At 39.0% G+C, this 22,647-nt stretch carries 22 protein-coding genes; 8 read left to right on the top strand and 14 right to left on the bottom strand.

Features of this window, described 5'->3' with window-relative positions; translation table 11 throughout:
• Positions 1-2: 2 nt before the first annotated feature.
• Both thiD and LEP1GSC203_RS00840 read right to left on the bottom strand, forming a co-directional pair.
• Positions 3-803 carry a bifunctional hydroxymethylpyrimidine kinase/phosphomethylpyrimidine kinase gene (gene thiD / locus LEP1GSC203_RS00845; RefSeq protein WP_002971658.1) on the bottom strand — a complete coding sequence of 267 codons (801 nt, stop codon included), beginning with the start codon at positions 801-803 and terminating at the stop codon, positions 3-5.
• Between the two features lies 1 nt (position 804).
• The gene (locus LEP1GSC203_RS00840) at positions 805-1,143 is read right to left on the bottom strand and encodes an MGMT family protein (protein ID WP_002971775.1); all 339 of its coding nucleotides are present in this window, start codon (positions 1,141-1,143) and stop codon (positions 805-807) included.
• A gap of 68 nt (positions 1,144-1,211) precedes the next feature.
• On the opposite strand from LEP1GSC203_RS00840, the gene LEP1GSC203_RS00835 reads away from it, so the two are divergent.
• The 3 genes from LEP1GSC203_RS00835 to LEP1GSC203_RS00825 are packed head-to-tail and all read left to right on the top strand — an operon-like array spanning position 1,212 to position 3,767.
• Positions 1,212-2,090 carry a DUF455 family protein gene (locus LEP1GSC203_RS00835; RefSeq protein ID WP_039936873.1) on the top strand — a complete coding sequence of 293 codons (879 nt, stop codon included), beginning with the start codon at positions 1,212-1,214 and terminating at the stop codon, positions 2,088-2,090.
• 21 nt (positions 2,091-2,111) lie between these two features.
• The gene (locus LEP1GSC203_RS00830) at positions 2,112-2,513 is read left to right on the top strand and encodes a hypothetical protein (RefSeq protein ID WP_002971669.1); all 402 of its coding nucleotides are present in this window, start codon (positions 2,112-2,114) and stop codon (positions 2,511-2,513) included.
• 42 nt (positions 2,514-2,555) lie between these two features.
• Entirely contained in the window at positions 2,556-3,767 is a 1,212-nt protein-coding gene (locus LEP1GSC203_RS00825) for a porin (RefSeq protein WP_002971600.1), read from the top strand.
• A 97-nt stretch (positions 3,768-3,864) separates the two neighbouring features.
• On the opposite strand, the gene LEP1GSC203_RS00820 is transcribed toward LEP1GSC203_RS00825, so the two are convergent.
• The 8 genes from LEP1GSC203_RS00820 to ppk1 all read right to left on the bottom strand — a co-directional run bounded on the left by LEP1GSC203_RS00820 (position 3,865) and on the right by ppk1 (position 15,109).
• Positions 3,865-7,173 (bottom strand): efflux RND transporter permease subunit, encoded by a 3,309-nt coding sequence (locus LEP1GSC203_RS00820; RefSeq protein ID WP_002971770.1) that lies wholly within the window; start codon positions 7,171-7,173, stop codon positions 3,865-3,867.
• The gene (locus LEP1GSC203_RS00815) at positions 7,166-7,915 is read right to left on the bottom strand and encodes a hypothetical protein (protein ID WP_002971594.1); all 750 of its coding nucleotides are present in this window, start codon (positions 7,913-7,915) and stop codon (positions 7,166-7,168) included. The genes LEP1GSC203_RS00820 and LEP1GSC203_RS00815 overlap by 8 nt, the downstream gene beginning before the upstream one ends.
• 1 nt (position 7,916) lies before the next feature.
• On the bottom strand, positions 7,917-8,924 hold the full coding sequence (locus LEP1GSC203_RS00810) for an efflux RND transporter periplasmic adaptor subunit (RefSeq protein WP_002971895.1): 1,008 nt from the start codon (positions 8,922-8,924) through the stop codon (positions 7,917-7,919).
• A gap of 1 nt (position 8,925) precedes the next feature.
• Entirely contained in the window at positions 8,926-10,344 is a 1,419-nt protein-coding gene (locus LEP1GSC203_RS00805; protein WP_002971815.1) for a TolC family protein, read from the bottom strand.
• Positions 10,345-10,447: 103 nt separating this feature from the next.
• Positions 10,448-10,825, bottom strand: a complete 378-nt coding sequence (locus LEP1GSC203_RS00800) for a hypothetical protein (protein WP_039936809.1) — start codon at positions 10,823-10,825, stop codon at positions 10,448-10,450.
• Between the two features lie 264 nt (positions 10,826-11,089).
• Entirely contained in the window at positions 11,090-11,419 is a 330-nt protein-coding gene (locus LEP1GSC203_RS00795; protein ID WP_039936872.1) for a hypothetical protein, read from the bottom strand.
• Positions 11,420-11,540: 121 nt separating this feature from the next.
• Positions 11,541-12,953 (bottom strand): FAD-binding oxidoreductase, encoded by a 1,413-nt coding sequence (locus LEP1GSC203_RS00790; protein ID WP_002971920.1) that lies wholly within the window; start codon positions 12,951-12,953, stop codon positions 11,541-11,543.
• An 11-nt stretch (positions 12,954-12,964) separates the two neighbouring features.
• Positions 12,965-15,109, bottom strand: a complete 2,145-nt coding sequence (gene ppk1, locus LEP1GSC203_RS00785; protein WP_002971743.1) for a polyphosphate kinase 1 — start codon at positions 15,107-15,109, stop codon at positions 12,965-12,967.
• A gap of 25 nt (positions 15,110-15,134) precedes the next feature.
• Here ppk1 and fliD point away from each other — a divergent pair, with 25 nt between their 5' ends.
• Together fliD and LEP1GSC203_RS00775 are read left to right on the top strand one after the other, a co-directional pair.
• The gene (gene fliD / locus LEP1GSC203_RS00780) at positions 15,135-17,057 is read left to right on the top strand and encodes a flagellar filament capping protein FliD (protein WP_002971595.1); all 1,923 of its coding nucleotides are present in this window, start codon (positions 15,135-15,137) and stop codon (positions 17,055-17,057) included.
• On the top strand, positions 17,054-18,016 hold the full coding sequence (locus tag LEP1GSC203_RS00775) for a hypothetical protein (protein ID WP_002971891.1): 963 nt from the start codon (positions 17,054-17,056) through the stop codon (positions 18,014-18,016). Before fliD ends, LEP1GSC203_RS00775 begins: the two co-directional genes overlap by 4 nt.
• On the opposite strand, the gene LEP1GSC203_RS00770 is transcribed toward LEP1GSC203_RS00775, so the two are convergent.
• The gene (locus LEP1GSC203_RS00770) at positions 18,013-18,228 is read right to left on the bottom strand and encodes a hypothetical protein (RefSeq protein ID WP_002971787.1); all 216 of its coding nucleotides are present in this window, start codon (positions 18,226-18,228) and stop codon (positions 18,013-18,015) included. The genes LEP1GSC203_RS00775 and LEP1GSC203_RS00770 overlap by 4 nt on opposite strands.
• 77 nt (positions 18,229-18,305) lie before the next feature.
• Here LEP1GSC203_RS00770 and LEP1GSC203_RS00765 point away from each other — a divergent pair, with 77 nt between their 5' ends.
• Positions 18,306-19,079 carry an HAD family hydrolase gene (locus LEP1GSC203_RS00765; protein ID WP_039936806.1) on the top strand — a complete coding sequence of 258 codons (774 nt, stop codon included), beginning with the start codon at positions 18,306-18,308 and terminating at the stop codon, positions 19,077-19,079.
• Here LEP1GSC203_RS00765 and LEP1GSC203_RS00760 read toward each other — a convergent pair.
• A complete protein-coding gene (locus LEP1GSC203_RS00760; protein WP_002971890.1) occupies positions 19,053-19,904 on the bottom strand; it encodes a class I SAM-dependent methyltransferase in 852 nt (283 codons plus the stop codon). The genes LEP1GSC203_RS00765 and LEP1GSC203_RS00760 overlap by 27 nt on opposite strands.
• 110 nt (positions 19,905-20,014) lie before the next feature.
• Between LEP1GSC203_RS00760 and dapF the strand changes: the two genes are divergently transcribed.
• Positions 20,015-20,857: a diaminopimelate epimerase gene (dapF, locus tag LEP1GSC203_RS00755; protein WP_002971875.1), complete on the top strand. Its 843-nt coding sequence runs from the start codon at positions 20,015-20,017 to the stop codon at positions 20,855-20,857.
• A gap of 20 nt (positions 20,858-20,877) precedes the next feature.
• On the opposite strand, the gene LEP1GSC203_RS00750 is transcribed toward dapF, so the two are convergent.
• Positions 20,878-21,600: a lysophospholipid acyltransferase family protein gene (locus LEP1GSC203_RS00750; protein WP_002971899.1), complete on the bottom strand. Its 723-nt coding sequence runs from the start codon at positions 21,598-21,600 to the stop codon at positions 20,878-20,880.
• A 1-nt stretch (position 21,601) separates the two neighbouring features.
• The gene (locus tag LEP1GSC203_RS00745) at positions 21,602-21,895 is read right to left on the bottom strand and encodes a hypothetical protein (protein ID WP_039936804.1); all 294 of its coding nucleotides are present in this window, start codon (positions 21,893-21,895) and stop codon (positions 21,602-21,604) included.
• A 261-nt stretch (positions 21,896-22,156) separates the two neighbouring features.
• Between LEP1GSC203_RS00745 and LEP1GSC203_RS00735 the strand changes: the two genes are divergently transcribed.
• A complete protein-coding gene (locus tag LEP1GSC203_RS00735) occupies positions 22,157-22,642 on the top strand; it encodes a DUF4468 domain-containing protein (RefSeq protein WP_002971596.1) in 486 nt (161 codons plus the stop codon).
• The last annotated feature ends 5 nt before the right edge of the window (positions 22,643-22,647 follow it).

The following is a 22,647-nucleotide window of genomic DNA, read 5'->3' as shown; positions in this document are numbered from 1 at the left end:
GTTCAGTTGGTTGGTTCTGGAAAGTGATTTAAATGATTGATGGGGCCAGTTTTGATTTCGTCTTCTAAGGTTAGGTGAAGGTACTCTTTTGCAGAACCAACTGCCTCTGGTAAGTTTTTGCCGTGAGCAAGGAAGGACGTAATCGCAGCGGAATAGGTGCAGCCTGTTCCATGGGTGTTTTTACCTTTCAAAAAAGGTTTTGAAAATAGATAGGAGGATTTCCCATCAAACAAAACATCGGTAGCTTCTGTAGCATTTGGTAAATGCCCCCCTTTTAAAAGAATAGGAACATTGTATTTTTGAAATAACTTTTCTGCCATAGGGACCAGTTGGTCGTATTGATGAATTTTTTCACCCAAGAGAAGCGACGCCTCATCTAAGTTAGGCGTAATTAGCTTGGCAAGTGGTATAAGGTCGTTGGTCAAAGATAGAATTGCATCGTCTTTTAAGAGTTTTGCTCCACTTGTGGCTACCATCACTGGATCAAGAACCAATTGTATATCAGGGTTTTCATAAAAAAATTCAGCAACAGTTTTGATGATTTCAGCAGAATACAACATTCCTGTTTTTGCTGCTTTGATAGGAAAGTATCCTGCGACTGCTTTTAGTTGGGCAGATACAAAGTCAGGAGAGATTTCAAATATACCGCTCACTCCATCTGGATTTTGTGCAGTCAAACATGTAAAGACAGTAGTTCCAAAAGATGCGAGAGACGAGAAAGTTTTGAGATCCGCCTGCACGCCAGCACCACCTCCGGAATCAGAACCGGCAATTGTTAAGGTAATGGGTAAATCTTTTGTCATATTATGGAAACCATCCGTACTTGTCAAAATTTAATGTATCATTGTTTAAATCAAAGAGAACACCTTCTGATTGAAGGATTTTTTTCTGTAAGTCTGCACGAAAACCATCACCCCGAAAGGAAATTTGCCCTTTTGCATTGATCACTCTTTGCCATGGGATTTTTGATTCCATTTCTTTTTTAAGAGCATTCAATGCATATCCTACTGCCCTTGCGGCCCTTGGATTTCCCAAAAGTAATGCAATATGTCCATAGGTCGTAACTTTTCCCTTGGGAATCTTTTTTACTACCGTATAAACAGAATCGTAAAAATTCGTACTTTTAGTTTTCGCTGTGTCCATTGAATTTGGATTTATATCCTAATAATATTTACTCTATTGTAAATTCCTTTTTAGAAGTCATCATTGAAATGAAAGTCTCAGAATACGCAAAACATTTGTTACTTGCTCCAAACTTAGAGGATAAACTATTACCTCCTAGTCGCCACTGGGTAGAGGAAACGGATCTTAAACCTTTAAGAATCGAAACACCTGGACGTTCAACTAAGTTACAATTTTCAGATAAAAAAGTGAAAATCCCTCGTTTGGAACATCTGAATTTAGAATCCAACCGAGGCTTAAGCCTTCATCATTTTGCAAATCACGAACTTATGGCTATTGAATTATTTGCCTGGGCCTTGCTTGCTTTTCCTTCTGCACCAAAATCTGTTCGTAATGGTTTTTTAAAAACAATCGAAGAAGAACAAACTCATTTAATATTATATCTGTCTCGTATGAGAAATTTCGGAATCGATTTTGGTGATATTCCTTTGAATTATATTTTTTGGAAACAGCTAGGCCAATTTGGAAGTTTGGAATCTTTTTCTGCAGTTATGTCAATTTCTTTTGAAGGCGCAAATTTAGATTATGCACAAGTTTATGCACAAGTTTTTTCTTATTTTGGAGATCAACTAACGTCTGATATCATGCTTACTATTTTTGAAGATGAAGTGAAACATGTGAAAAGAGGGCTTCGCGCCTTTGAACGTTCTGTACCCAAAGAGAAAAACCATTGGGATCATTACAGATCCCTGATTCAATTTCCGTTTACTCCTAGGAGAGCGAAGGGATATCTTTACCTACCCGAAACAAGGTCCCTTGCTGGCATGGATCCGGATTTTATCCGATCGCTTGGAAGTTACGAAGATGAGTATACTGGGCGAGTGAATTTGGAATCTGTAAAAAAATTTGGACTTGGTGAGAGCATACTACGAAAAAACAGACTTGATTCTGATTCCCACAGCCGTTAAGATTTTTAAGGGAAGGTGATTATGAAATTGAGAATGATGTTGAGTTTACTATTGTTTTTATCAGCACTCGGATTTGTACTGAATGCGGAAAAAAAAGCCAATCCTTCAGTCGAAATGAATCTTCATGATTTTATGGAGGATTATACAAAGCCTGCCACAAAGTTGTTCGATAAAAAAGATAATGCTGACTATCTCAACAAAATTTTAGAAAAGGTACCGGACATGGCACCCGAGGACCAAAAGGCAGAATGGAAAGAAATCATTGATGCAAAGTTAGCGGTGGGAAAACCAGATGAAACTTGTAAGTCATGCCATACTAAATTTAAAAAAGAATACAAAGCTAAGTATCGAAAAAAACTAATTCCAATTCCTGAAGACCTACTTGGGTTTCCTAAGGAAATCAAAGAGTTATTAAAAAAGTAAACCCAATCTTTTTCGTTCCTCCTTTTGGGGGAACGGATTCTCATGATAAAAATCCATAATTTCAATTTTCCAATCCTATTATTCGGGTTGTTTTTTTCTTTTTCTCTTCTGAATGCAGAAGATACAAAAACGCAAGGTATAGAAAAACCTGTTTCTATACAAAATCCTCTTCCCGCTAGTTTGAAGTTTGGTGCCTTTGTTGATACTTATTATTCACATAATAGCAATCATCCGTTATCGAAAGAACGCCAATATACTACGCAGGCAGTACGTAACGATGAATTTAATATCAATTTAGGGTTTGTCGATGCCAAGTGGCAGGAAGATAAAATCAGAGGAAGGTTGGCTTTTCAGTTTGGAACATCGGTAAATACAAATTATGCAGCAGAAGCAAGTAAGGATGTTAGTTCCAATCAAAATTCAGTAAAACACATTCAAGAAGCCTATATTGGTTTTAAGTTAGCAAAAGACACCTGGTTAGATGCAGGGATTTATTTTGGTCATATAGGGCATGAGTCTTGGATATCTTCAGATAACTGGAATTATACAAGGGCTTTGGCGTTAGATTACGTTCCTTATTACTCTTCAGGAGTTCGTCTCACAACCAAGTTCACTGATAAGTTTCAATTTCAATTTCACGTGATGAATGGTTGGCAAAACATTACTGACCAGAATAAAGATAAGTCTCTCGGTACTCAGTTTAAGTTTTTACTAACACCAAATTTTACAATTACGGCAAATCAATTTGCGGGGAATGAAGCTCCCGATTATGAACGTAAACAAACTAGATTTTACAATAACACTATTTTAGAATGGAAGGTATTGGATTGGTTGTCATTTGCGCTTTCTGGCGACTTAGGAGCACAAAAAGTAAAAGAATCATTCCAATACGAACCTTGGTGGAAAGAAATCAATCCTACTTTAGGAATTTATACCAACAGAGAGTCGAGGGTTTATAACCAATGGTATCATGGAACTTTTTGGGCCAGTTTTCGATACGATGATCTTTACCGGTTGAGTTTTCGTGTGGAAAGGTTCTATGATCCGAAACAAGTAATGGCGACTACGTATACGCGGAATGGATTTATGACAAACGGTTACACTGTTACATTTGATCTATTACATTGGAATCCTGGTCTGATTCGTTTTGAAATGATCCAAAGAGAATCCATGGATCCTGTTTTTGAAACGGATAAAAGTAAGCACACTCGCGTAGAACGTTTGTTTGTCGTGGCTGCTTCTGTTAGATATTAGGTAGGTTATAAAGAAAAAACTCCAAACCACTATACTGGTTTGGAGTTTAAGTTAGGAGATTTGGGAAACGTATAGTTTCTATATAGAGGCTAAAGTTTCATGTTTTCTTCTTTTTCTTTGCCGGTTTTTTCTTTTTCCTTGGTGCTTCACCCTCTTCATCTTCTTCTTCTAGAGGTTCTTCACTCAATTCATTCACAAAGTCAAGGAAAGGAATGTGTTTTTTGTGGCTCATTTCTTCCAGTTCTTTTGCATCGGGTTTTCTTTCACCCACAACTACTAAATATAGTGACGGAAGGATGGTGAGAACTAAGCACATTGCTGAGAATAGTCCGCCTACGATCACTGTCGCAAGTGGCCTTTGCACATCTGATCCCACTCCCGTTCCGAGAGTAGCGGGAATTAGACCAAGTAACGCCAGTAACATGGTCATAAGCATGGGTCGTAACTGGATTACTGCAGCTTTTTTCACTGCAGCTTTTGTGGTAATATCTGGTTCTTCGATTAACAAGTGATTGGTTCTTGAGACGAACAATACTCCAGCCATTGTCGCAATTCCGAAGAGAGAAATAAAACCTACACCACCAGAAACGTTAAAGTAATAACCTCTCATTAGTAGAGCATAGATTCCTCCAAGAAGTGAGAGAGGTATACATGCTAAAGCAACGTATACATACTTTAGGTTTCTATACAACATATAGAGAACGCCAAAGATAATCAGGATGGTAATCGGTATGACAAGAGCTAATTTTTTACCAACTCGAGACAAGTTCTCATACTGACCTCCAAATCGAATTTCATATCCATCAGGAAGTTTGATTTTTTTCTTCACCCTTTTTTGTAGTTCGGAAACAAATCCTCCTTGGTCACGGCCACGGATATTCGTTCGTACGGTGACTACACGGCGGCCTTCTTGTCGGAAAATCATGGTTGGTCCATCGATCACTTCAATGTCTGCCAATTGTGATAAAGGAATCCTTTCTCCTTTCGGTGAAATGATTGGCATATTTTCAATTGCTTGTTTGGATGCGCGGTAATCCTTAGAAAATCGAACAACAATTCCAAAACGTGCAGGAGTTTTTGGAGGAATATCGGAAGGGCCTTCATATAAGGTACTCACTCGTTGCATTCCAATGGCAGCTTCAATCATCTGTTGGATGTCAATCACATTGATTCCAAATCGTGCAGCAGCTTCCCTATTGATATTGATTGTTAGCTGTGGGCTTTCTGCTTCTTGTTCAATACCAAATTCACTAGCCCCTTTCATTTCCTTAATTTCTTCAAGGACTTGGTTTCCTATCCCACGCATGATTTTTAAATCATTCCCGGAAACAAATACAGCCAAATCCGCAATGGTACCCATAATGGCTTCAGAAAGGTTGTCCATAATCGGTTGCGAAAAACTGACTCTGGCACCAGGTAGTGTTGCTTCTAAATCATTTCGCATCCTAAAGAGTAATTCTTGTTTGGTGATCTTTTCGTTCCACTTATTATAATCTTTTAAACCAATGAGGACTTCCAAACGATTCGGTGGTAGTGGATCAGTTCCATCATCGTTTCGTCCTAACTGTGAGATAACGACACTTACTTGTTCATTTTTATAAACGGTCTGACGGATTTTTGGCATAAACTTTCTTGCTTCCGGTAATGAAATTCCGACTGGAAAGAAAATACGAATATTAAATCCACCTTCGTCCATCTCTGGTAAGAATTCCGTTCCAAGAGAAAACATACCAATTGCCAAAAATATTGTAACCACACTGAAAGTATATTTCACAGCTTTTTTGGAACGATTTACTATGAACTCGATAATACGTTTGTAACGAACCTCAATCCAATCATATACTGGGTTGTGCCATTCAATGGGACCCGGGTTTTTTGATTCAAAATAAGTTTTGTAAATGATGGACATGAGTACAGGAATCACTGCCATCGCAAAAATTAAGGCACCTAAGATCGCAAAGGAAATAGTAAAGGCCATCGGTTTAAACAAACGACCTTCAATCCTTTCAAATGAGAAAATAGGTAAATAAGCTAAAATGATAATTAAAATCGAAAATAAGATTTCTGTTCCCACTTCCGATGCTGCATCCCTTGTGAATGCTAAGATACCGTGAGATTTTTCTTCTGGTGTCGCATCACGGTATCGCCTCATGATATTTTCCACCATGATTACGGCACCATCCACAATGATACCAAAGTCGATTGCACCTAGCGAAAGTAAACTTGCTGGTATCCCAGTCATGTTCATCAGTAAGAATGCAAACAACATAGCAAACGGAATAGTTGCTACCACTACAAGTGATGCGCGTACACTTCCGATAAAGAAAATCAAAACTAAACTAACTACAACGACACCTTCGACTAATGTTTTACCTATCGTGCGAAGAGTATAGTTTACTAAATCCGTTCTATCATAAGTATTTCGTAGTTGAACACCTTTAGGAAGATAGTTTTCGTTAATTTCTTTGACTTTTTCACGAATCCTTTCTCCCATTTCGTTAGGATCTCCCCAACGACGCATGGCCACCAAACCTTGCACTGACGAATCAACATCAATCAGACCTTCGTCATCATTTTGGATGGTATACCCTAATACACCACTGGGAATAGGGTGAGATATTTCAACAGAACCTAAATCCCGAATAAAAACAGGAACACCATTTACTGTTTTAACAACAATGTTTTCAATGTGTTTAGGATCTCTGATGGCACCAAGAGAACGAATCGGGAAACCTTGCTCACCTTGCAGGAGTAAGTTTCCCCCTGTGTTTAAATTGTTCTCTTGGATGGCTTTAATTACATCACCAATGGTCAATTTGAAACGGATTAACTTATCTGGTGAAGTCACCACATGGTATTGTTTCGGAAGTCCACCAAATGTTACAACATCGGCGATACCCGGAATTTGTAACATTTTCGGCATCACAATCCAATCTTGGATGGTTCGAAGTTCCATTGGAGTATGGTTTTCTGAAGATTCTACTACATAACGATAGATCTCACCGACAGGTGAACTCATTGGTCCAAGCGCTGGGTGTACATCTTCAGGAATGTCTGCATCGGCCACACGTTCCATTAGTCGCATCCGAGCAAAATAATCATCTGTTCCATCTTCAAAAACAAATTGAAATACAACTAATCCATTGATGGTTCTGGACCTTCGCACCGCAACTTTTGGAATCGCATTTAATACGCGTTCAATGGGAAGAGTGACTCGTTCTTCTACTTCTACTGCCGCTTTCCCAGGGAATTTTGCAATGAGACGAACTTGTGTATCTGCAATGTCGGAATAAGCTTCTTTACGAATGTCAATCCAAGCCCAAAGTCCAAAAAGTACGGCAACTGCTGCCGCAACGAGAGTAGTAACACGGTTTTTAAGTGCTTTTTCTATAAAATCTTTAATCATGATATTCCCTCGTATTGAAGAGGTAACCCATCTGAAGTAATAACTGAGGGTTTTTGTAGTCGCCTTGTCCAACCCCACCACCTACTTGCAAAAAGAAATTTCCAAGTAGGAAGTCGTATGTCAGACCTATATATCTTTGTGAAAGATGAACTCTTTGTCTTTCTCTGCTTTCGTATTCTAAATAAGCTCCCACATTACTATCAATGGAGTTTACGTAAGACCTGATGAGTAAGTCTTCCTGAGAAGGATCTCTTCGGTTATATCCAGGAATATTGAGTCCTGTTGGATACGAAGATTGTCCTCCACGTCCCACTTCAGGTGCAAATGGATTCACTTCAAAATATCCACCGACAATGGAAATACTGTGTGCAATGACAGGAGTTTTCCAAAAAGTATATCCTAAGTCTACCTGACCACCATACCAATGAGGTCCCCATGCTCCACCTGATCCTCGTAATACGACATCTTTGAAGTAATATCCTAAATTGAAATTTAAGCTTGCTGGAGAACCAATGGATGCTCCATAAACCCAGAAATTTGTCGATTTAGGAAGCCTTTTGGCATCTAAGCTATCTGCTTTAAGTTTTTCATCTTCCCCAAACGCAGACTGATCTGATTTAGTTGGTGTCCATTCCGGTTTGATTTCATTTCCCTCTTTATCTTTGGGATAAGGTGAAGATTGTGCGAACAAAGATGGACCGAGTAAAAAAACAGTAATAAATAAAAAGATAAGTTTTTTCATATTAAAATCCAAAACTTAAACCTTTCAAAAGAATGGAACCTTGGATGGCTACTTTCTCACCAGGAGTAAGACCTTCGATAATATTTACCCTTTCTTTTGTTGAAATACCTAATACAACTTCTCGCCTTTTGAAATTTAATGGCTGTTCTTCAACAAACACATAATTTTTACCTTCAACGGTGACGATTGCAGTATAAGGAAGAACAACACTGTCTCCACCTGTTTGTTCTGGGAATTTAACAACTCCAAACATACCTGGTTTCAATCTGTATTTATCGTTAACAACGATGATTCTCATTTTTGCAGTTCTTGTAAGAGGATCTACGTTATCTCCGATTGCTTCAGCTGTTCCTATAAATTCTTCATCAGGAAAAGACGCGAATACTACTTTAACTTTTTTACCTTTTCGTAAGGTGGAGATTTGTGATTCAGGAACGTCGGTGATGATCCAAGCTTTTAAACTTCCTGCAGTACTCAATTCACTTGGGTTTAAACCTTGCGCTCTTAGTTTCCCTTCAAATTCAGCAAGTTCTGCCGCATCGTTTCCAGAGTCTGTTTCCGATTCCACTAAATCTTTTTCAGTAGCAACTCGGTGAACAAACATATCTTTAATCCGACTTAGGTTTTTGTTGGATCTATGCAGTTTGTTTTTTGCATGGATATAACCTACATAAAGGTCATTTAACTCTGCTGATTCGAAGAGAATGATTCGAGATCCGTTACTTACTGAAGGAGAAGTTGATGCAATGAGTCTTGCTGGTGCTTCCAAACTTACAAACTCACCGCCACCACCAATCACAGTCGACTTTACAATTTCGAGGCCCGGGCTACCCGGTTTAAAAACGATGCGAAGGCCACCGTCAAAAACTTCCGCTTTTTCAGGATGTTTGTGCGCAGGTTTTGCTGGTTTGGAAAAAATCATAAATAGGATTGCTATGATTACAACTGCCACTCCTGAAATCAGGAGGATTTTTGCCTTTTGGTTTAGAGATTTTAAGGTGATTAACATTTTATTCCTCAGATTTAGGATTGGTTTGGTTTTCAGATTTAGGGATAAAGATACCTTTACCCACGGAGTAGTTTACATTTTCAATCGCTTCCATTCGGTCCGTTTGGAGTTTTAACATCTCCACTATACTCGAACGATAGGTTTCAAAGAAGTCTGCGAATTCTAAGATAGTTATGTATTTTTTCTCATAACTCATGATCATATCTAAAGATAAACTTCCGTAATCTTTGATATAGGCGTTACTAAAACGTTTATAAAGTGCGTCTTTGATTCGTGCCGACTGATAGGCAACGGCTACTTCGTTTTCTACTTCGAGAATATTATTCTTTAACTCTTGTTTGCGGACAAGAATGGCTTTTTCAGCCGCTTGAATGTTTCCCTGGTTTCTATCAAAGAGAGGAACACTTAATTGTGCAGTGACTCCCCAATAGTTCTGAAAAGCAGTACCACCACGGTTATAAACAGGACCAAATGACAAATCAGGAATAGCATTTGCATATTGAAGTTCTAAATTTGCTTCTTCAAATCGTAATGTTTGGAGTGCTTTTTTTAGATCAGGTCTATTTTCCCTTGCAATTTCAACTAAATCTTCTAATCGTATTTGGTTTGGTACGATCAGGTCTAATTGAGTTTCGTTTACGATTGGATTAAATTCGATTCGGGCATCACGATACTGATCATCATTCAAAAGAACTTTTAGATCTGCTTCTTTTTCATAAACTTTAATTGCCAAATCTTCTCTTTCTTTTTTCAAAAAGAATAAAAGGGCTTTTAAACGTAAATGTTCTGCTTGAAGAAGTGCTCTTCTTTTGTAAGCAAGTTCAGAGGAATCTACCGTTTTTTCAATCGATGCAATACTTTGGTCATAAAAGACAACTGCTTTTTTGTAAAAATAAACTGTATAAAAAGTTCTTCTTAGTTTGGTTATAACGGCACGAGCTAAGTCATAAAAATCTTGTTCCGAAATTTTGGCATTGAGTTCTGCTACTTTCACACGTTTGTCAATTTTACCACCAAGCAGGAACACTTGTTGAATCTGGATTACCGATTGGCCTGATCTTGTTGTATCAAAGTATCTTTGCGTTGGTTCTGCAAAAATACTTTGGTCGATGGCAATGTTAGGATTTGCATAGAGTCCTGCTTGCAAAATCCCTGCTTTCTTAACATCGATTTGAAAGCGAGACGCGATGAGTAAAAGGTTGTTTTTCCACAACAATGTCTCTGCAGACTCTAAATCAATTTCCTTGGCAAACCTTTGGTCATCAGGATACAGACTGGAGCCCAAGGAATACCTTGGATTTTCATCTGAAAGTTGCCTTTTTAAGGCTTCACTTGCTTGTGCTACTCTAGTCTCCCCCCATAGGTAGGAGGTTGAAAACACAAGAAAGAGGTAGATACCGATTCTGTTAAAAAAACTCATAAATTACCAAACATACAAAGATTTAGAGGTATTGAATCCATAGGTATGGCTCTATCAACTGGAGAGAGGACATACTTCTGAATTCAGCGAATGCCGAAGTAGATTAAACGAAAGTGAGAGGTGGAGGAATATTTAAAAGGAGTGAGGAAAGTAAATTAGGAACATAAGTTCCCTCTGAAATTAAATCAACATAACTAATTAAAAGCGCTTCGGACAATACATCCGATTTGCTTTCATTAAAAAAATCTAAAAAGTCTGCTCTCGAACGACTGATCGTAGCAGAATCGTCCATTGCTGAAAGTTTAGGATCATCAATTGCAGTGGTTTCTGGTGTTTCGAAAGTTGCAGAATAAGATTTTTTAATCTGGTGAAGATTTGCTTCCAGAGCATCGGAAACTGTATCTGACGTAGCATCTAATGGGAAACCTATGGTCACCGTTAAGAGGAACGCTATCAGTTTTGCCGACCAGTTTGCCGTCATAATGTCCACTCATTCATTTTGATCTAGGTACTCAATTCTAAAATACTTCTAATGTTTCCAATTGAACCTAAACATTGACCAAATTGATTAGAATACAGGATATGGGACGTATGTGTTTCCAAAAAAAAGACTGCCCAGAGTCAGGAATTCCCCGGAACAGTCATAAGAGTCTTTGGCAAATGAGAAACAAATCATAGGAAATGTTAAGAATATAAAAACATCCTGTGTCCCTTACGGGACACAGGTTTAAGCGGTAGAGAGGAGTTAAACGGGTGGAGGTAGATTCAGGTAACGAGAGGCGAGAAGCCCAGAAATAAAAGACGAATGGAGGTTTTTGTTATGTGTTAGGGGAGAAGTCAATTGCGAAGACTGACCTTTCCCACTCCATGTAAGTACATCTTCTAAATCTTTTGTACCTGAAGTTTCTTCAGAAGAAGATTTGCTAATCGAAATGGAGAGAGGGCCTGAAAGCTGGCTCTTCCCACCCACACGGCTGGATTTGGTTCCACGCGTGCGTACGAGTACATTTTCTTCTGAAAGAAAAGCGCTGCCCAGGGTGAGGGTGAGTAGGGATATCCCAAATATTTTTATCACTTTCCTGAACATAGTTACAGTATAGACGGGATCTGATTAAAATCTAGCATTTTTTTTAGAGAATGCCTATAGAATAGGCAGATCGACCCGAAATTTCGGATGGATCTGCATTTGTTCAGAATTAAAGCACTTTTCCTGGATTTAGGATTCCTTTCGGGTCAAATGCCAGTTTGATGGCCCGCATGGTCTCAATTTCGGATTGGGAACGAGAAAAATTCAAATAATCCTTCTTCAATAACCCAATTCCATGTTCTGCGGAAATCGAACCCTTGAACTTTTGGATGAGAGTGAACATTTCAGGATCCACCTGTTTGCATTTAGCAAAAAATTCAGCGTCCGGTAGATCCTTTGGTTTCACAATGTTTAGATGGAGATTCCCGTCCCCAATATGTCCAAAAAGAGCGATATGGAATCCTTGGTATTTAGAGGTGAGTAAGGTTGTCATCTCATCTAAGAATGCTTCCATGTTTCTAAGAGGAAGAGAGATATCGTTTTTGTGAACTGTATAGGCAAGAGAAAGTGATTCGGATATTCCTTCTCGGTATTTCCAAAAAGTTTCGTTTTGGCGCGAGTTTTGGGCTATGGATCCATCGGTGATCAATTCTTTTTCAGTAATGGATTCTAATATGGAATAGAGTTTTTCCTCATCCGACTCACCGCTGACTTCAAACTCCATAAGCACATAATATTTGCTTGGTGCTTGGAATGGATCAGGAACTCCTAAGTGTTCTTTCACTTTATCCAAACAATAGTCTGTTAAAAATTCGAATGCAAGTAGTGGCAAATCAAAGTTATGTGTTTCTCTAAAGATTTCTAAAATGTTTTTATATTCAGGGACAGCAAGGAAAATGACACGAATGTCTTTTGGTGGTTTAGTAAGTTTTACCACTGCCTCTGTGATGATTCCGAGCGTTCCTTCAGAACCAATAAACAAGTGTTTGAGGTCATACCCTGTATTGTTTTTTAAAATTTCTCCATTAAACCTGTAAACTTCGCCTTTCCCATTCACAACTGTAAGGCCTAAAATCCAATCCCGGATTAGTCCATAATGAACGACACGAACTCCGCCGGCATTGGTTGCAATGTTTCCACCGATATGACTAGATCCAGTGGCAGCAAAATCTACAGGAAAATAAAATCCACGTTCTTCTGCTTCTTTGTGAAGATTTTTTGTAATCATTCCCGCTTGTACATGTAAGGTGCCAAGAAAGGGATCGAAATCAACTACTTTGTCCATTTTGGACAATGAGATTACGATCTCACCGTTTTTTGCAACTGCCCCACCTGCATAACCGGTTCTTCCACCAGACGGAACTACAGCAATATCATTATTAAAAGCATAGGTAACTATGGCTGCGACATCTTCAGTTGTTTCAGGAAAGACAAGGACTTGGTAGTTGGGTGGATAAACTTTGGTTCTATCAGTTCCATAAGAATTGAATAAGGCCTCATCCATGGTTCCATCATTTTTTTGAATGACTTTTTTATCGCCAATGAGTTGGCCTAAATCAGTTTTTGTTTTTGTAAAATCCATTTTTTTATCCTTTAGATATCAACCATGTCAATTTGAGAGTTCACAGCAGGATCATCATCTCCTGGTGCCAAACGAGTGTAAGATCCATCCGATTCGAGAACCCGTGCTTGTGTGTTGTCTCGAAGTAGAAGTTCTAAGATTTTTCCGATTCTTTTCCTATGTTTGTCTTGTAAGATAGGAAACATAACTTCGATTCGGCGAAGGAAATTTCTTGGCATACAATCAGCGGAAGCCAAATACACTTCTGGTTTTCCACCATTTTCAAAACTATAAATCCTAGAGTGTTCCAAATACCGGCCCACAATGGAGCGTACGTTAATTCGATCAGAAACCCCCGGAATTCCGGGCCTTAAACAACAAATCCCGCGAATGATAAGGTCAATTTTTACACCAGCTTGTGAGGCTTCATACAGTTTTAAAATCACATCGGGATCCACAAGAGAGTTCATTTTAAAAATCACACGGGCTTGTTTTCCGTTTTTTGCATTGTCTGTTTCCCTTTGGATGAGGTGGAGAAACTCTTCTTTTAGAAAAGTAGGTGCCGCATAAATTTTTGAAAGCCTTGGCATTTTTCCGGAACTTGTGATGGTATTAAAAAGAATCGCAACATCCTCTGTGATCTCAGGGTTTGCTGTGAATAAACTTAAGTCAGTATAAAATCTTGCTGTGGTAGAGTTATAATTTCCCGTACCTAAGTGCACATAACGATTGAGTTTGTCATCTTCTCTGCGTACAATCAGTAACATCTTACAGTGGATTTTGAGGCCGACCACACCATAAACTACATGGACTCCACTATCTTCTAATTTTTTTGCCCAACGGATATTTCTTTCTTCATCAAAACGTGCTTTGAGTTCCACAAGTACGGTAACTTGTTTACCATTCTCTGCGGCTTCCCCTAAAAATTGTATGATGGGAGAATCACCCGAGGTTCTGTACAAAGTCATTTTGATCGCAAGTACTTTGGGATCTTGACTTGCAATCTTTAACATGTCTTCGATGGATTTAAAACTTTCGTAAGGGTGATGGAGCAGGTGGTCGTTTTTTCGGATTTCAGAAAAGATAGATTCACTTTTTTTGGCAGCAAATCCTGACTTTGGAACTGGATAAGAATACTTTAAATGGCTAGTTTTTTCCAACCCTTGAAAGAACATCATGTCGTTTAAACTAAGTAAGGTGGGAATTTCCATAACTTGGTATTCTTCCAACTCTAAAAGTCCACGTAATAGTTCCTTGATATGGCCCGCACCGGAATGGACATCCAAACGAACTGCATCTCCCCACATCCTATTTTTTAATTCGTTTTTCATTGTGGTGAGTAAGTCACCAATGTTTTGTTCTTCGTTGATGGAGATATCCGCATCACGAACGATTTTGAATGTATGAATTTGTTTTACATTCATTCCATAGAAAAGGTCACCTAAATGGAGTTTGATGATCTCTTCTAGTGGAAAATACCTTCTGACATCGGTTTCTTTATTTGGTGGTAATTGTAAAAAACGAGGAAGAACACTTGGCACCTGAACGATGGCAAAAAGTTCTTTGGCTTTGTTTTTATCATCATCGGAATACAAGGTGATTCCTAGATTTAAGGTTCTGTTGAGAATGTGTGGGAAAGGATGGGACGGATCAATTGCCAGTGGAGTAAGGATAGACGAAACTTCTCGTTTGTAATAGTTTTTTACAAATTGGATATCGTCGCCAGCAAGTTCACTTGGGTCTTGCACCACTACGATTTTGTTTTCTTTTAGTTCAATGAGGATATCATCTAAGGATTCATATTGTCTTTTGACAAATTGTCCGACTTTGGTATATAGTTCTGCGACAGTTTCTGAAGTCCTTTTTCCATTGAGGCTTCGTTCTTCGATTCCTGCATTCTTTAGGTTCACAAGTCCGGCCACACGGACCATAAAAAACTCGTCTAAATTGGATTCTGTGATACAAAGAAATTTAAGGCGTTCTAGGAGTGGATTTTCTTTATCGAAGGATTCTTCTAGGACACGGTGGTTGAAGTCGACCCAGGAAAGTTCGCGGTCGAAGAAGATATTTTGGTTCCCCAGTTCTATTTTTTCTGTAGGGCTAGCAGTCATAATTCTAGGATTTGGGAAGGAAAAAATTCTGTAAATTCCTAATCCTTTTGTAGAATTCGACGACATTAGATTCAGAGGAATTTGAGACGATATGCCAGCATATACCATGCCGGGTTTGATGACCGGTCAAAATACAAACGATATCGTTAAAAAACTGGTCGAATTGGAACGTCGACCCATCAAACGATGGGAAACCGAAAACGAGTATTCCAAAGCACAAATGCAAATTTGGGGTGAAGTCAAAAACTTGACCACAAACCTTCAAACCAAAACCCGCGCGCTCGTTTCCTTTACTGCACCTTTTGCGACCAAATCCGTCTCTTCTTCGGAAGAAGGAGTGATCACAGGAGAAGCGTCTCGTGCCGCCAAGTCGGGAAACCGAGCACTAGAGATTACAGAAATGGCAAGCAAACACCAGTTATCTGGTGTTGCGATCGATACAGACATTCGTTTGCCAGAAGGTAACTTTACTATTTATTCAGGAAAGTCCAAAGAAACGGTTACCTTTCCCGGTGGGGGACTTCCAGAACTCACAAATGCGATCAAAAATATGGCAGGTGGTCTTGCTGAAACATCTATCATCAAAATTGATAAAGACTCCTCCATTCTCACTGTCACATCGGTAAAGACCGGTAAAAAAAATGAACTCCAGTTTTCTGACCCGAATGGAATTTTGAAACTGGCAGGCCTTGTGGGAGAAAACAAAGCAGGTCTTGAAAATACGAATCAATTATTATCTTTAGATATTCTAAAATCCAAAGTATGGGAACCAACTAAGTTTAAAAAATCAGAAACAGAAACGGAGAAACTGGTCCAAACTGAAGAAGGAATTTCGATCAAAGCGGATACTTCGTTTTCCATACCGATTGCCGTGACGGAAATCAAAGAAAGAGCGTTTGTGGAAATCGAAGTGGTTGGGGAAGCTCCCGCTGTGATGGAACTTGGGATTGGTTTTGAGAAGGAAGGAAGTGTCCGTAATAAGTTCCTCCCTATAACTAAAACAGAATCTAAATATATTTTCCCCGCCGGTGATTATGCCTCAGATAAAAATCTAACAACGATTATCTTGTCAAATGCTGCCACTACACCTGTTTTAATCAAATCAGTCACCCTTGTGACTCCTCCTCCTCCAGGGACTGCAGAACCACTCAAAGTTTTACAAGAAGGGAAAGATCTTAAAATCAAAATTGATGGTGTGGAAATCACTCGGGAAACAAACGACGCCATTGCCGATGTATTGGAAGGGATTTCTTTTAATGTTCATAAGGTCACAGAAAAACCTGTGTCTTTAAAGATCCATGTGGATCATGCAAAAGGTTCAGCTCTCATCAAAGAATGGGTGGATGCATATAACGAACTCATGAAATTTTCCAAGGAAGTCACTTCCGTGGAAAAAAATGGAAAGATCTCGGATAAAAAAGAAAGTGATGATTCCAAAGCCGCTGACATCTCTAGGGATTTTTGGGATAACAAATCCAAATCCGGTATTCTTGCTGGTGAAAACTCAATCCAAAGGCTGATTGCTTCGTTAAAAACAACAGCTAACTCGTACTATCCGGCACCAAAAGACAATGGGTTTAAAGTCCTTACTGATATTGGAATTTCTACTGGAGCTGTGGGTTCCAACTGGGAAAAAATCCAAGACGGGCTTTTACAAATTGATCAAGAAAGACTTGTTTCCGTACTTTCTGAAAATCCAGATGGGGTACGTGATTTGTTTGCTTCTGACCCCAATAACGATGCGAAGATGGAAGAAGGTGTTGGAATTCGACTGCTCGAAATTCTAAGACCTTACAACCAATATGCTTCTGGAATTGTCACAAGCAAAGTGAAACTTTTAGAAGAAACTGTAGCAGGAAATAATAAAAAAATCAAAGAACATGAGTCTCATCTCATTAGTTTTGAAGCCAAACTGAAACAAAGGTTTCTCTATATGGAACAAGGTGTAGGGAAAAACAAATCAGTCGGTAACTATTTGCAGAATAATATGTTTAGAGGGAACGGTGGGGAATGATGAATATTTATATCAACGAACAACAATTAGATACTAAACTCGATGGCGAAACAAACCTAGGCCAAGTATTGGATGAAATTCAGAAATGGATTGAGTCCAATGGAAAGTATCTTCGTCATTTCACTGTCAATGGGAAAGAACTCAATCGATCTGATTTAAACACAGTCGGTGTAGAGGAAACGGAACGCCTCGATTTATTTGTAGGGGAAGAATTAGATGTTATCGAAGATAGCCTTTGGGAAGTGGATAGTTATGTAGATAAGGTGGGAAGCACTCTCGTCGGTCGTGATTCTCTGACAGAAAAAGAAACAGAAGATCTAAAAGAAGGAATTCCTTGGATCATATCCATGATCCAAACCACGACGAAAATTCTAAATTTAAACCTAACTCTAATCCAACCAATGGGAAAAGGTAAAAACGTCGAAGAAATATTAGAGTCTTTGCAAAAGGGATCGGAAGTTTTAGATTCTACCAAAACCATTGAAACTTTTTTAGAAGACCTTCGTGATGTAAAACTTTTCCTTATGGATCTTAGTACTCGCCTTGCTGTCATGCGTATGGACGAAAGTGAACTCATAGAAATCATTTCTCGTTTTGTAGATGATAAAGAAAAAGTAATCAAAGACTTTATGGCAGTGAATGAAAACTTCCAATCAGGAAAAGATCATTTGGCTTCTGAAATTTTGAATGATGCTGTGGGTCGGTTGACTGGCCTTATGTCGGCTCTTGTATCGGTACAAACTCGTCATTCGGAGCTGGATTGGCAATCACTTGCCATTGATGAAAACAAGTTATCCGATGTGATTGGGAAACTGAACGAAACATTATCGAACATTGCTTCTGCGATGGAAAAAAATGATATTGTGTATGCAGGAGATATTTTGGAATACGAACTTCCTGAGTTACTCGATGCTTTGATTCCTTTCCTCTCTCTTGTTTTAGAAAGAGTTTCTGTTTAGAGATTTGGTTCTTTAGGGAATCGGGCAAAAATCCGGTTCCCAATACCAAACAAAATCCCCACAATAAAAACCACCCCTCCCCAAAGCAGATTTAGATTCCATCCAAGTGACTTGTCATACATAGGGTCAGACCAAGTCCAAACTCCATAAAGAGACAAAATCGATCCAAGGGTGAGAAACAAGGCCGCCAAAATGGAAGACAGGGAAATCATGCCGAAATTCTATCCTAAGTTTCTCACCGATACAAGCCAATATTCAGGAACCAAACCGTTGACAGGATCGATTCCTTTTGGTTTGCTTTTCTGATATGGCTTTGTTTTTGGATTTGGACAATACTCTTTTACCTTCTAAACCGGCTTATGATTTTGCCATTGCTGAATGTGCTAACGACTGGCAGGAACGAAAGTTAGGTGGTGATTTTCATGTTTTATATGAATCTGCTAGAAAAAAAGTAAAAAACCAACTCATAGGCCATAGTTCAAATCGGTTACGACTTTTGTGTTTTAAATTGATGTTGGATGAGTTATTACAATCAGGATTTCAAACCAAAGATATCTTTGATGTTTTGTGGATGGAGGAAAGATATCATTTTCATTTCCTTTCTTATTTAAAGAACGAAGCTAAAAAGGAAATTTACCAAACAAATTTATTTCCAAAACTTGTGGACTTATCAAATCAGTTTCCAATCTATTTGACTACCAACGAAACTTTGCGGACTCAATTATTAAAAGTTTCTTCTTTTTTACCGATGGACTTTCGTTTTACGCTGATCACTTCAGAAGAAGTAGGTTTTGAAAAACCGGAAACAAAGTTTTTTTCCTATGTCTTAGAAACTGCAAAAGAAAATCCAGTGGATTGTATTTTACTTGGGGACAATTGGGATGATGATATACTAGGTGCCAATCGTCATGGGATAGCAAGCATTCATATTTTAGAAATGTGGGGGGAGGGCAAAGGCGTGAATGAATATCCTTTTGAATCATCGGCACCCATCTGGAAGGCGCCGAATACAGTAGCGGCTTTGGAATTTGCTAAGTTATGGCTTTTTCAACGTCAAAAATAAAGTATTATTCCAGTTGATAGTTCTAAAACTAAGAGCAAAAATAAATTTAGTTAAAAAATAATAACCTAACTTGAAATAAACGGCAAGTTTACTTTTACTTCCTGATACAGAAAGAATGGGCATAAGCACCTTGTATTTTGGTTCTTTAAAACCACATTGTTTTCCAAGCTCAGCCAATGTGTGCATTTTGTAGTTGTTTACATGGTCTTTTGCTTCCAAATAATGGACTCCCTCCTGCATTCCTTTTAGTTTTACCTTTAAGTTTGCTTTGGCAAGTTGGATCGGAAAGTTAGGTGTTTGTAAAAATAAAATTCCACCAGGTTTCAAAAGTCCATGTAAGTAGGTGAGAAGGGAATGTGGTTTGGGAATGTGTTCAATCACGTCCCACAAAGTGATGATATCAAAACTTTCTTTGGGTAGTTTTGAGTCTTGGACAAGACCTGCGTGAACGGTTTTCATTCCATTTTGTTCGTTTGCAAATTTGACAGCTTGTTTGGAAATTTCATAACCAACAGCAGACCAACCTGGTTTTTTGGTGAGCACTGCTTTCACAAAAAATCCAAGGCCACATCCTACATCGAGTAGGTTTCCTTTGTCAGATTTTAAGTATGTAGAAATAAAATCGGAATAGACAGCGCGGTGCGCATCGTCCCACCATTTTAAATCATAAGTTTGTTCTGCCCCGTCCCAATAACCTTCGTAATGTTCTTCTTGTTCATATGAGGAATACACATGACCACAGTTTTTACATTCTAAAATAGGGGTTCCATTTTCATTGAATACGGTTTTTGACTCGGAAGATTGGCAAAGGATACAAGATTTCATGGTCTGTAAGTCAGTCTAACCAATGAGAACAAGGGTCAAACCAAAAACCTTGATCCGACTTGCCAACATCCATGGCAAAAAAAACATGGGGTGAGATAAGAGAGGAACCGATGAAAATCAACTTCACCAAAATGGAAGGAATTGGAAATGACTATGTGTATATCGATGCGACAAAAAACGATATTCGCTTGAGCCCGGAACAAATCCAAAAACTATCCGACCGCAATTTTGGAATTGGTAGTGATGGGGTGATTTTTATTCGTAACTCAAAAACAGGCGAGTTCCAAATGGACATGTACAACTCGGATGGAAGTTCTTCTGAGATGTGTGGGAATGGAGTTCGTTGTGTAGGGAAGTTTGTTTTTGATCATGGCCTTACCAAAAACCAAAAACCTACGATTGAAACTGGCAAGGGAGTCCTCACTCTCGACTTAAAAACAGGAAACACTGGCAAAGTAGAAATGGTTACCGTGGATATGGGAGAACCCATTCTTAAACCAGCTCTTGTTCCCCTTATCTGGCCAGGAGAAGATGCAGTCATCAACCAAGTGATTGAAGTCCAAGGAAAACAATATCATTTTACGGCCGTTAGTATGGGGAACCCACATTGTGTGATTTATGTGGATGATGCAGATTCTTTCCCAGTTCGGGAAATTGGACCTCTTATTGAAAACCACCCACTCTTTCCAAGAAGGGTGAATGTAGAATTTGTTTCTGTCAGAGGAAAAGACCACCTCTACCAAAGGACTTGGGAAAGAGGAGCAGGGGAGACTTTGGCTTGTGGGACAGGGGCATGTGCTGTCACTGTCGCATCCATTTTAAATGGAAAAACTGGTAGGTCTGTACAGATTGATCTACGCGGGGGAACACTTCACATCGAATGGAAAGAAAATGGTTCGGTGATGATGACAGGTCCTGCCAAAGAAGTATTTTCTGGAGAAGTAGAAGTTTAAATGGTATGAACTAAAGTAGATTATTTTTTTAAATAATCTACTTTTTGTAACTCGCCCATTCTTCGTTTTGTTTCGTTAGAAACTTCCACCATACCCTTGTCAAGCGGTAGGTGGGCATAGTTCTCGTATTTAATCACTTCGCCAAACACAACATTGATTTTTTTGTAAACCACGCGGCGTTTGATATCACAAACCTCTTTTGGCATACCCATAAAGGCACGAACAAGGGGAGGAATGGGATAGTCTGTGACAGTTTCTTCGTCAGGTATGATCACAGTTGGTAAGATATCCACTTTGTTCCGAAGGCTAAAGGCAGCAAACCCTGAATGGAAGTTGGCTAGAGGGGCTGAGAAATCGTTTTGCACCATATAGTCGTGGCCTTCCGGAAAAATTCCAAGCACATCACCATTTTTAAAGACCTGTTGGACTTTTTTGATACTGGCCATAGAAATATTGCCATCAATGGCCATAGGGATGGTTCCTGTTTTTTCGACTAAGTCTTTGAATAGAGGAATGCGAGTTGTATATTCTGCAGCAATCCAGGAAATAAATCTTGGGAAAACAGAACCAATGACAAAGGGATCCATATCACTTCGATGATTGCAAGTGAGGATGAGTTTGCCATTGGGTACAATGTTATGGTAACCGTAGACATTTGTGGTTACAGCCAAATTAAAGAACGGAGTGACAAACTTTTTGATGTTCTCAACGTTCTTTTTGACTTGGTCTACGGTGTTTTCCATTTCATTCTCCTAAGATCTTTTGCCACCAAGATTTAGCAGAGGGATCCGAACCTGGATTTCTCGGTTCTTGGCCCACTCCACTGCCTCCATTGGACTCTCTTGGATCTGTTACCAGCGAGTTCTCTCTACGTTTTTTTCCCAGATGAGGGCTTGGAACGGTTCTTTTTATCTCTTCCAACTCTTTTTGAGCGGCTGCATTGGATTTTAAAAATGTACGGATTTCATCCCATTGGGGATCAAAATCATTTCCGTACATGGCATAATTCATAAGATCAATACGATCAAAATCGGGCATGTTCAAGATTGAAAGTGATGCCCCGACAAATTCAATCCAATTTTTATTCGAGCACTCCAGAATGGGGGAGGGCAGTTCCGAAAATAATAAAGTGAGAGATAGAATCGAGTCCAAGAGACATAAGATCAAAAAAACAAACCAGAACACATCCCTTTTGCCTCCGAACGTTGTACCCTTCCCCGTACTCCCCAATAAGGAGAAAATTTTCCATCTTTGTGAAGATTTGTTTTGCGAGCCGGGTGAGGAACAGGAAGCATAGAAATGATGCCAAAACGACTCGCCTTATTAGCTATTTTTTTCCTTTTGTTTCAGAACTCTATGTGTTTGAAACTTTGGACCGTATCTTCCAAGTTCCGAACTACAGAAGATTCCAGGGATAACAAATCTTACCAGAAAACCCGCAGTTATCTCAAGGCAAAACAATGGTTGGAATACAAACTGGATCCAGAGTTATCTAAGATTGAAACTGAGAACCAAGAAACTGGAGAGATCAGAGGGATTGGACTCATTAAATGTTACGTTCCCTATGGAATTGGGGAAGTGGATGCGAACGAACATGAGTTTGAATACATTGTAAAAGTTCGTGAAGGTCATGCCGAGATGCAAATCAACAAAATCTTTTCCTTCATTCGGGATCCCAATGACATTATTTTGAACTATGGACCCAAAAATGAAAAGGTAGCCAAAATTACGATTCGGTCTTGTTTTCGACCACTGATGGATGATTTCTTTGAGTTTATTAAGTAAGAGAA

The organism is Leptospira terpstrae serovar Hualin str. LT 11-33 = ATCC 700639, from assembly GCF_000332495.1.
Taxonomy (GTDB): domain Bacteria; phylum Spirochaetota; class Leptospiria; order Leptospirales; family Leptospiraceae; genus Leptospira_A; species Leptospira_A terpstrae.
The sequence above is the reverse complement of the archived record's forward strand: the minus strand, read 5'-3'. Positions and strand labels throughout refer to the sequence as shown.

What these genes read in the sequence shown, in the direction of transcription:
- LEP1GSC203_RS00770 (WP_002971787.1), bottom strand. Translation starts at nt 18,228, where the DNA reads ATGATTTCCCTGTCTTCCATTTTGGCGGCCTTGTTTCTCACCCTTGGA.
- LEP1GSC203_RS00820 (WP_002971770.1), bottom strand. Translation starts at nt 7,173, where the DNA reads ATGATTAAAGATTTTATAGAAAAAGCACTTAAAAACCGTGTTACTACT.
- ppk1 (WP_002971743.1), bottom strand. Translation starts at nt 15,109, where the DNA reads ATGTCGTCGAATTCTACAAAAGGATTAGGAATTTACAGAATTTTTTCC.
- LEP1GSC203_RS00775 (WP_002971891.1), top strand. Translation starts at nt 17,054, where the DNA reads ATGATGAATATTTATATCAACGAACAACAATTAGATACTAAACTCGAT.
- LEP1GSC203_RS00835 (WP_039936873.1), top strand. Translation starts at nt 1,212, where the DNA reads ATGAAAGTCTCAGAATACGCAAAACATTTGTTACTTGCTCCAAACTTA.
- dapF (WP_002971875.1), top strand. Translation starts at nt 20,015, where the DNA reads ATGAAAATCAACTTCACCAAAATGGAAGGAATTGGAAATGACTATGTG.
- LEP1GSC203_RS00790 (WP_002971920.1), bottom strand. Translation starts at nt 12,953, where the DNA reads ATGGATTTTACAAAAACAAAAACTGATTTAGGCCAACTCATTGGCGAT.
- LEP1GSC203_RS00750 (WP_002971899.1), bottom strand. Translation starts at nt 21,600, where the DNA reads ATGGAAAACACCGTAGACCAAGTCAAAAAGAACGTTGAGAACATCAAA.
- LEP1GSC203_RS00825 (WP_002971600.1), top strand. Translation starts at nt 2,556, where the DNA reads ATGATAAAAATCCATAATTTCAATTTTCCAATCCTATTATTCGGGTTG.
- LEP1GSC203_RS00815 (WP_002971594.1), bottom strand. Translation starts at nt 7,915, where the DNA reads ATGAAAAAACTTATCTTTTTATTTATTACTGTTTTTTTACTCGGTCCA.
- LEP1GSC203_RS00760 (WP_002971890.1), bottom strand. Translation starts at nt 19,904, where the DNA reads ATGAAATCTTGTATCCTTTGCCAATCTTCCGAGTCAAAAACCGTATTC.
- LEP1GSC203_RS00805 (WP_002971815.1), bottom strand. Translation starts at nt 10,344, where the DNA reads ATGAGTTTTTTTAACAGAATCGGTATCTACCTCTTTCTTGTGTTTTCA.
- thiD (WP_002971658.1), bottom strand. Translation starts at nt 803, where the DNA reads ATGACAAAAGATTTACCCATTACCTTAACAATTGCCGGTTCTGATTCC.
- LEP1GSC203_RS00735 (WP_002971596.1), top strand. Translation starts at nt 22,157, where the DNA reads ATGATGCCAAAACGACTCGCCTTATTAGCTATTTTTTTCCTTTTGTTT.
- LEP1GSC203_RS00840 (WP_002971775.1), bottom strand. Translation starts at nt 1,143, where the DNA reads ATGGACACAGCGAAAACTAAAAGTACGAATTTTTACGATTCTGTTTAT.
- fliD (WP_002971595.1), top strand. Translation starts at nt 15,135, where the DNA reads ATGCCAGCATATACCATGCCGGGTTTGATGACCGGTCAAAATACAAAC.
- LEP1GSC203_RS00810 (WP_002971895.1), bottom strand. Translation starts at nt 8,924, where the DNA reads ATGTTAATCACCTTAAAATCTCTAAACCAAAAGGCAAAAATCCTCCTG.
- LEP1GSC203_RS00800 (WP_039936809.1), bottom strand. Translation starts at nt 10,825, where the DNA reads ATGACGGCAAACTGGTCGGCAAAACTGATAGCGTTCCTCTTAACGGTG.
- LEP1GSC203_RS00745 (WP_039936804.1), bottom strand. Translation starts at nt 21,895, where the DNA reads ATGCCCGATTTTGATCGTATTGATCTTATGAATTATGCCATGTACGGA.
- LEP1GSC203_RS00830 (WP_002971669.1), top strand. Translation starts at nt 2,112, where the DNA reads ATGAAATTGAGAATGATGTTGAGTTTACTATTGTTTTTATCAGCACTC.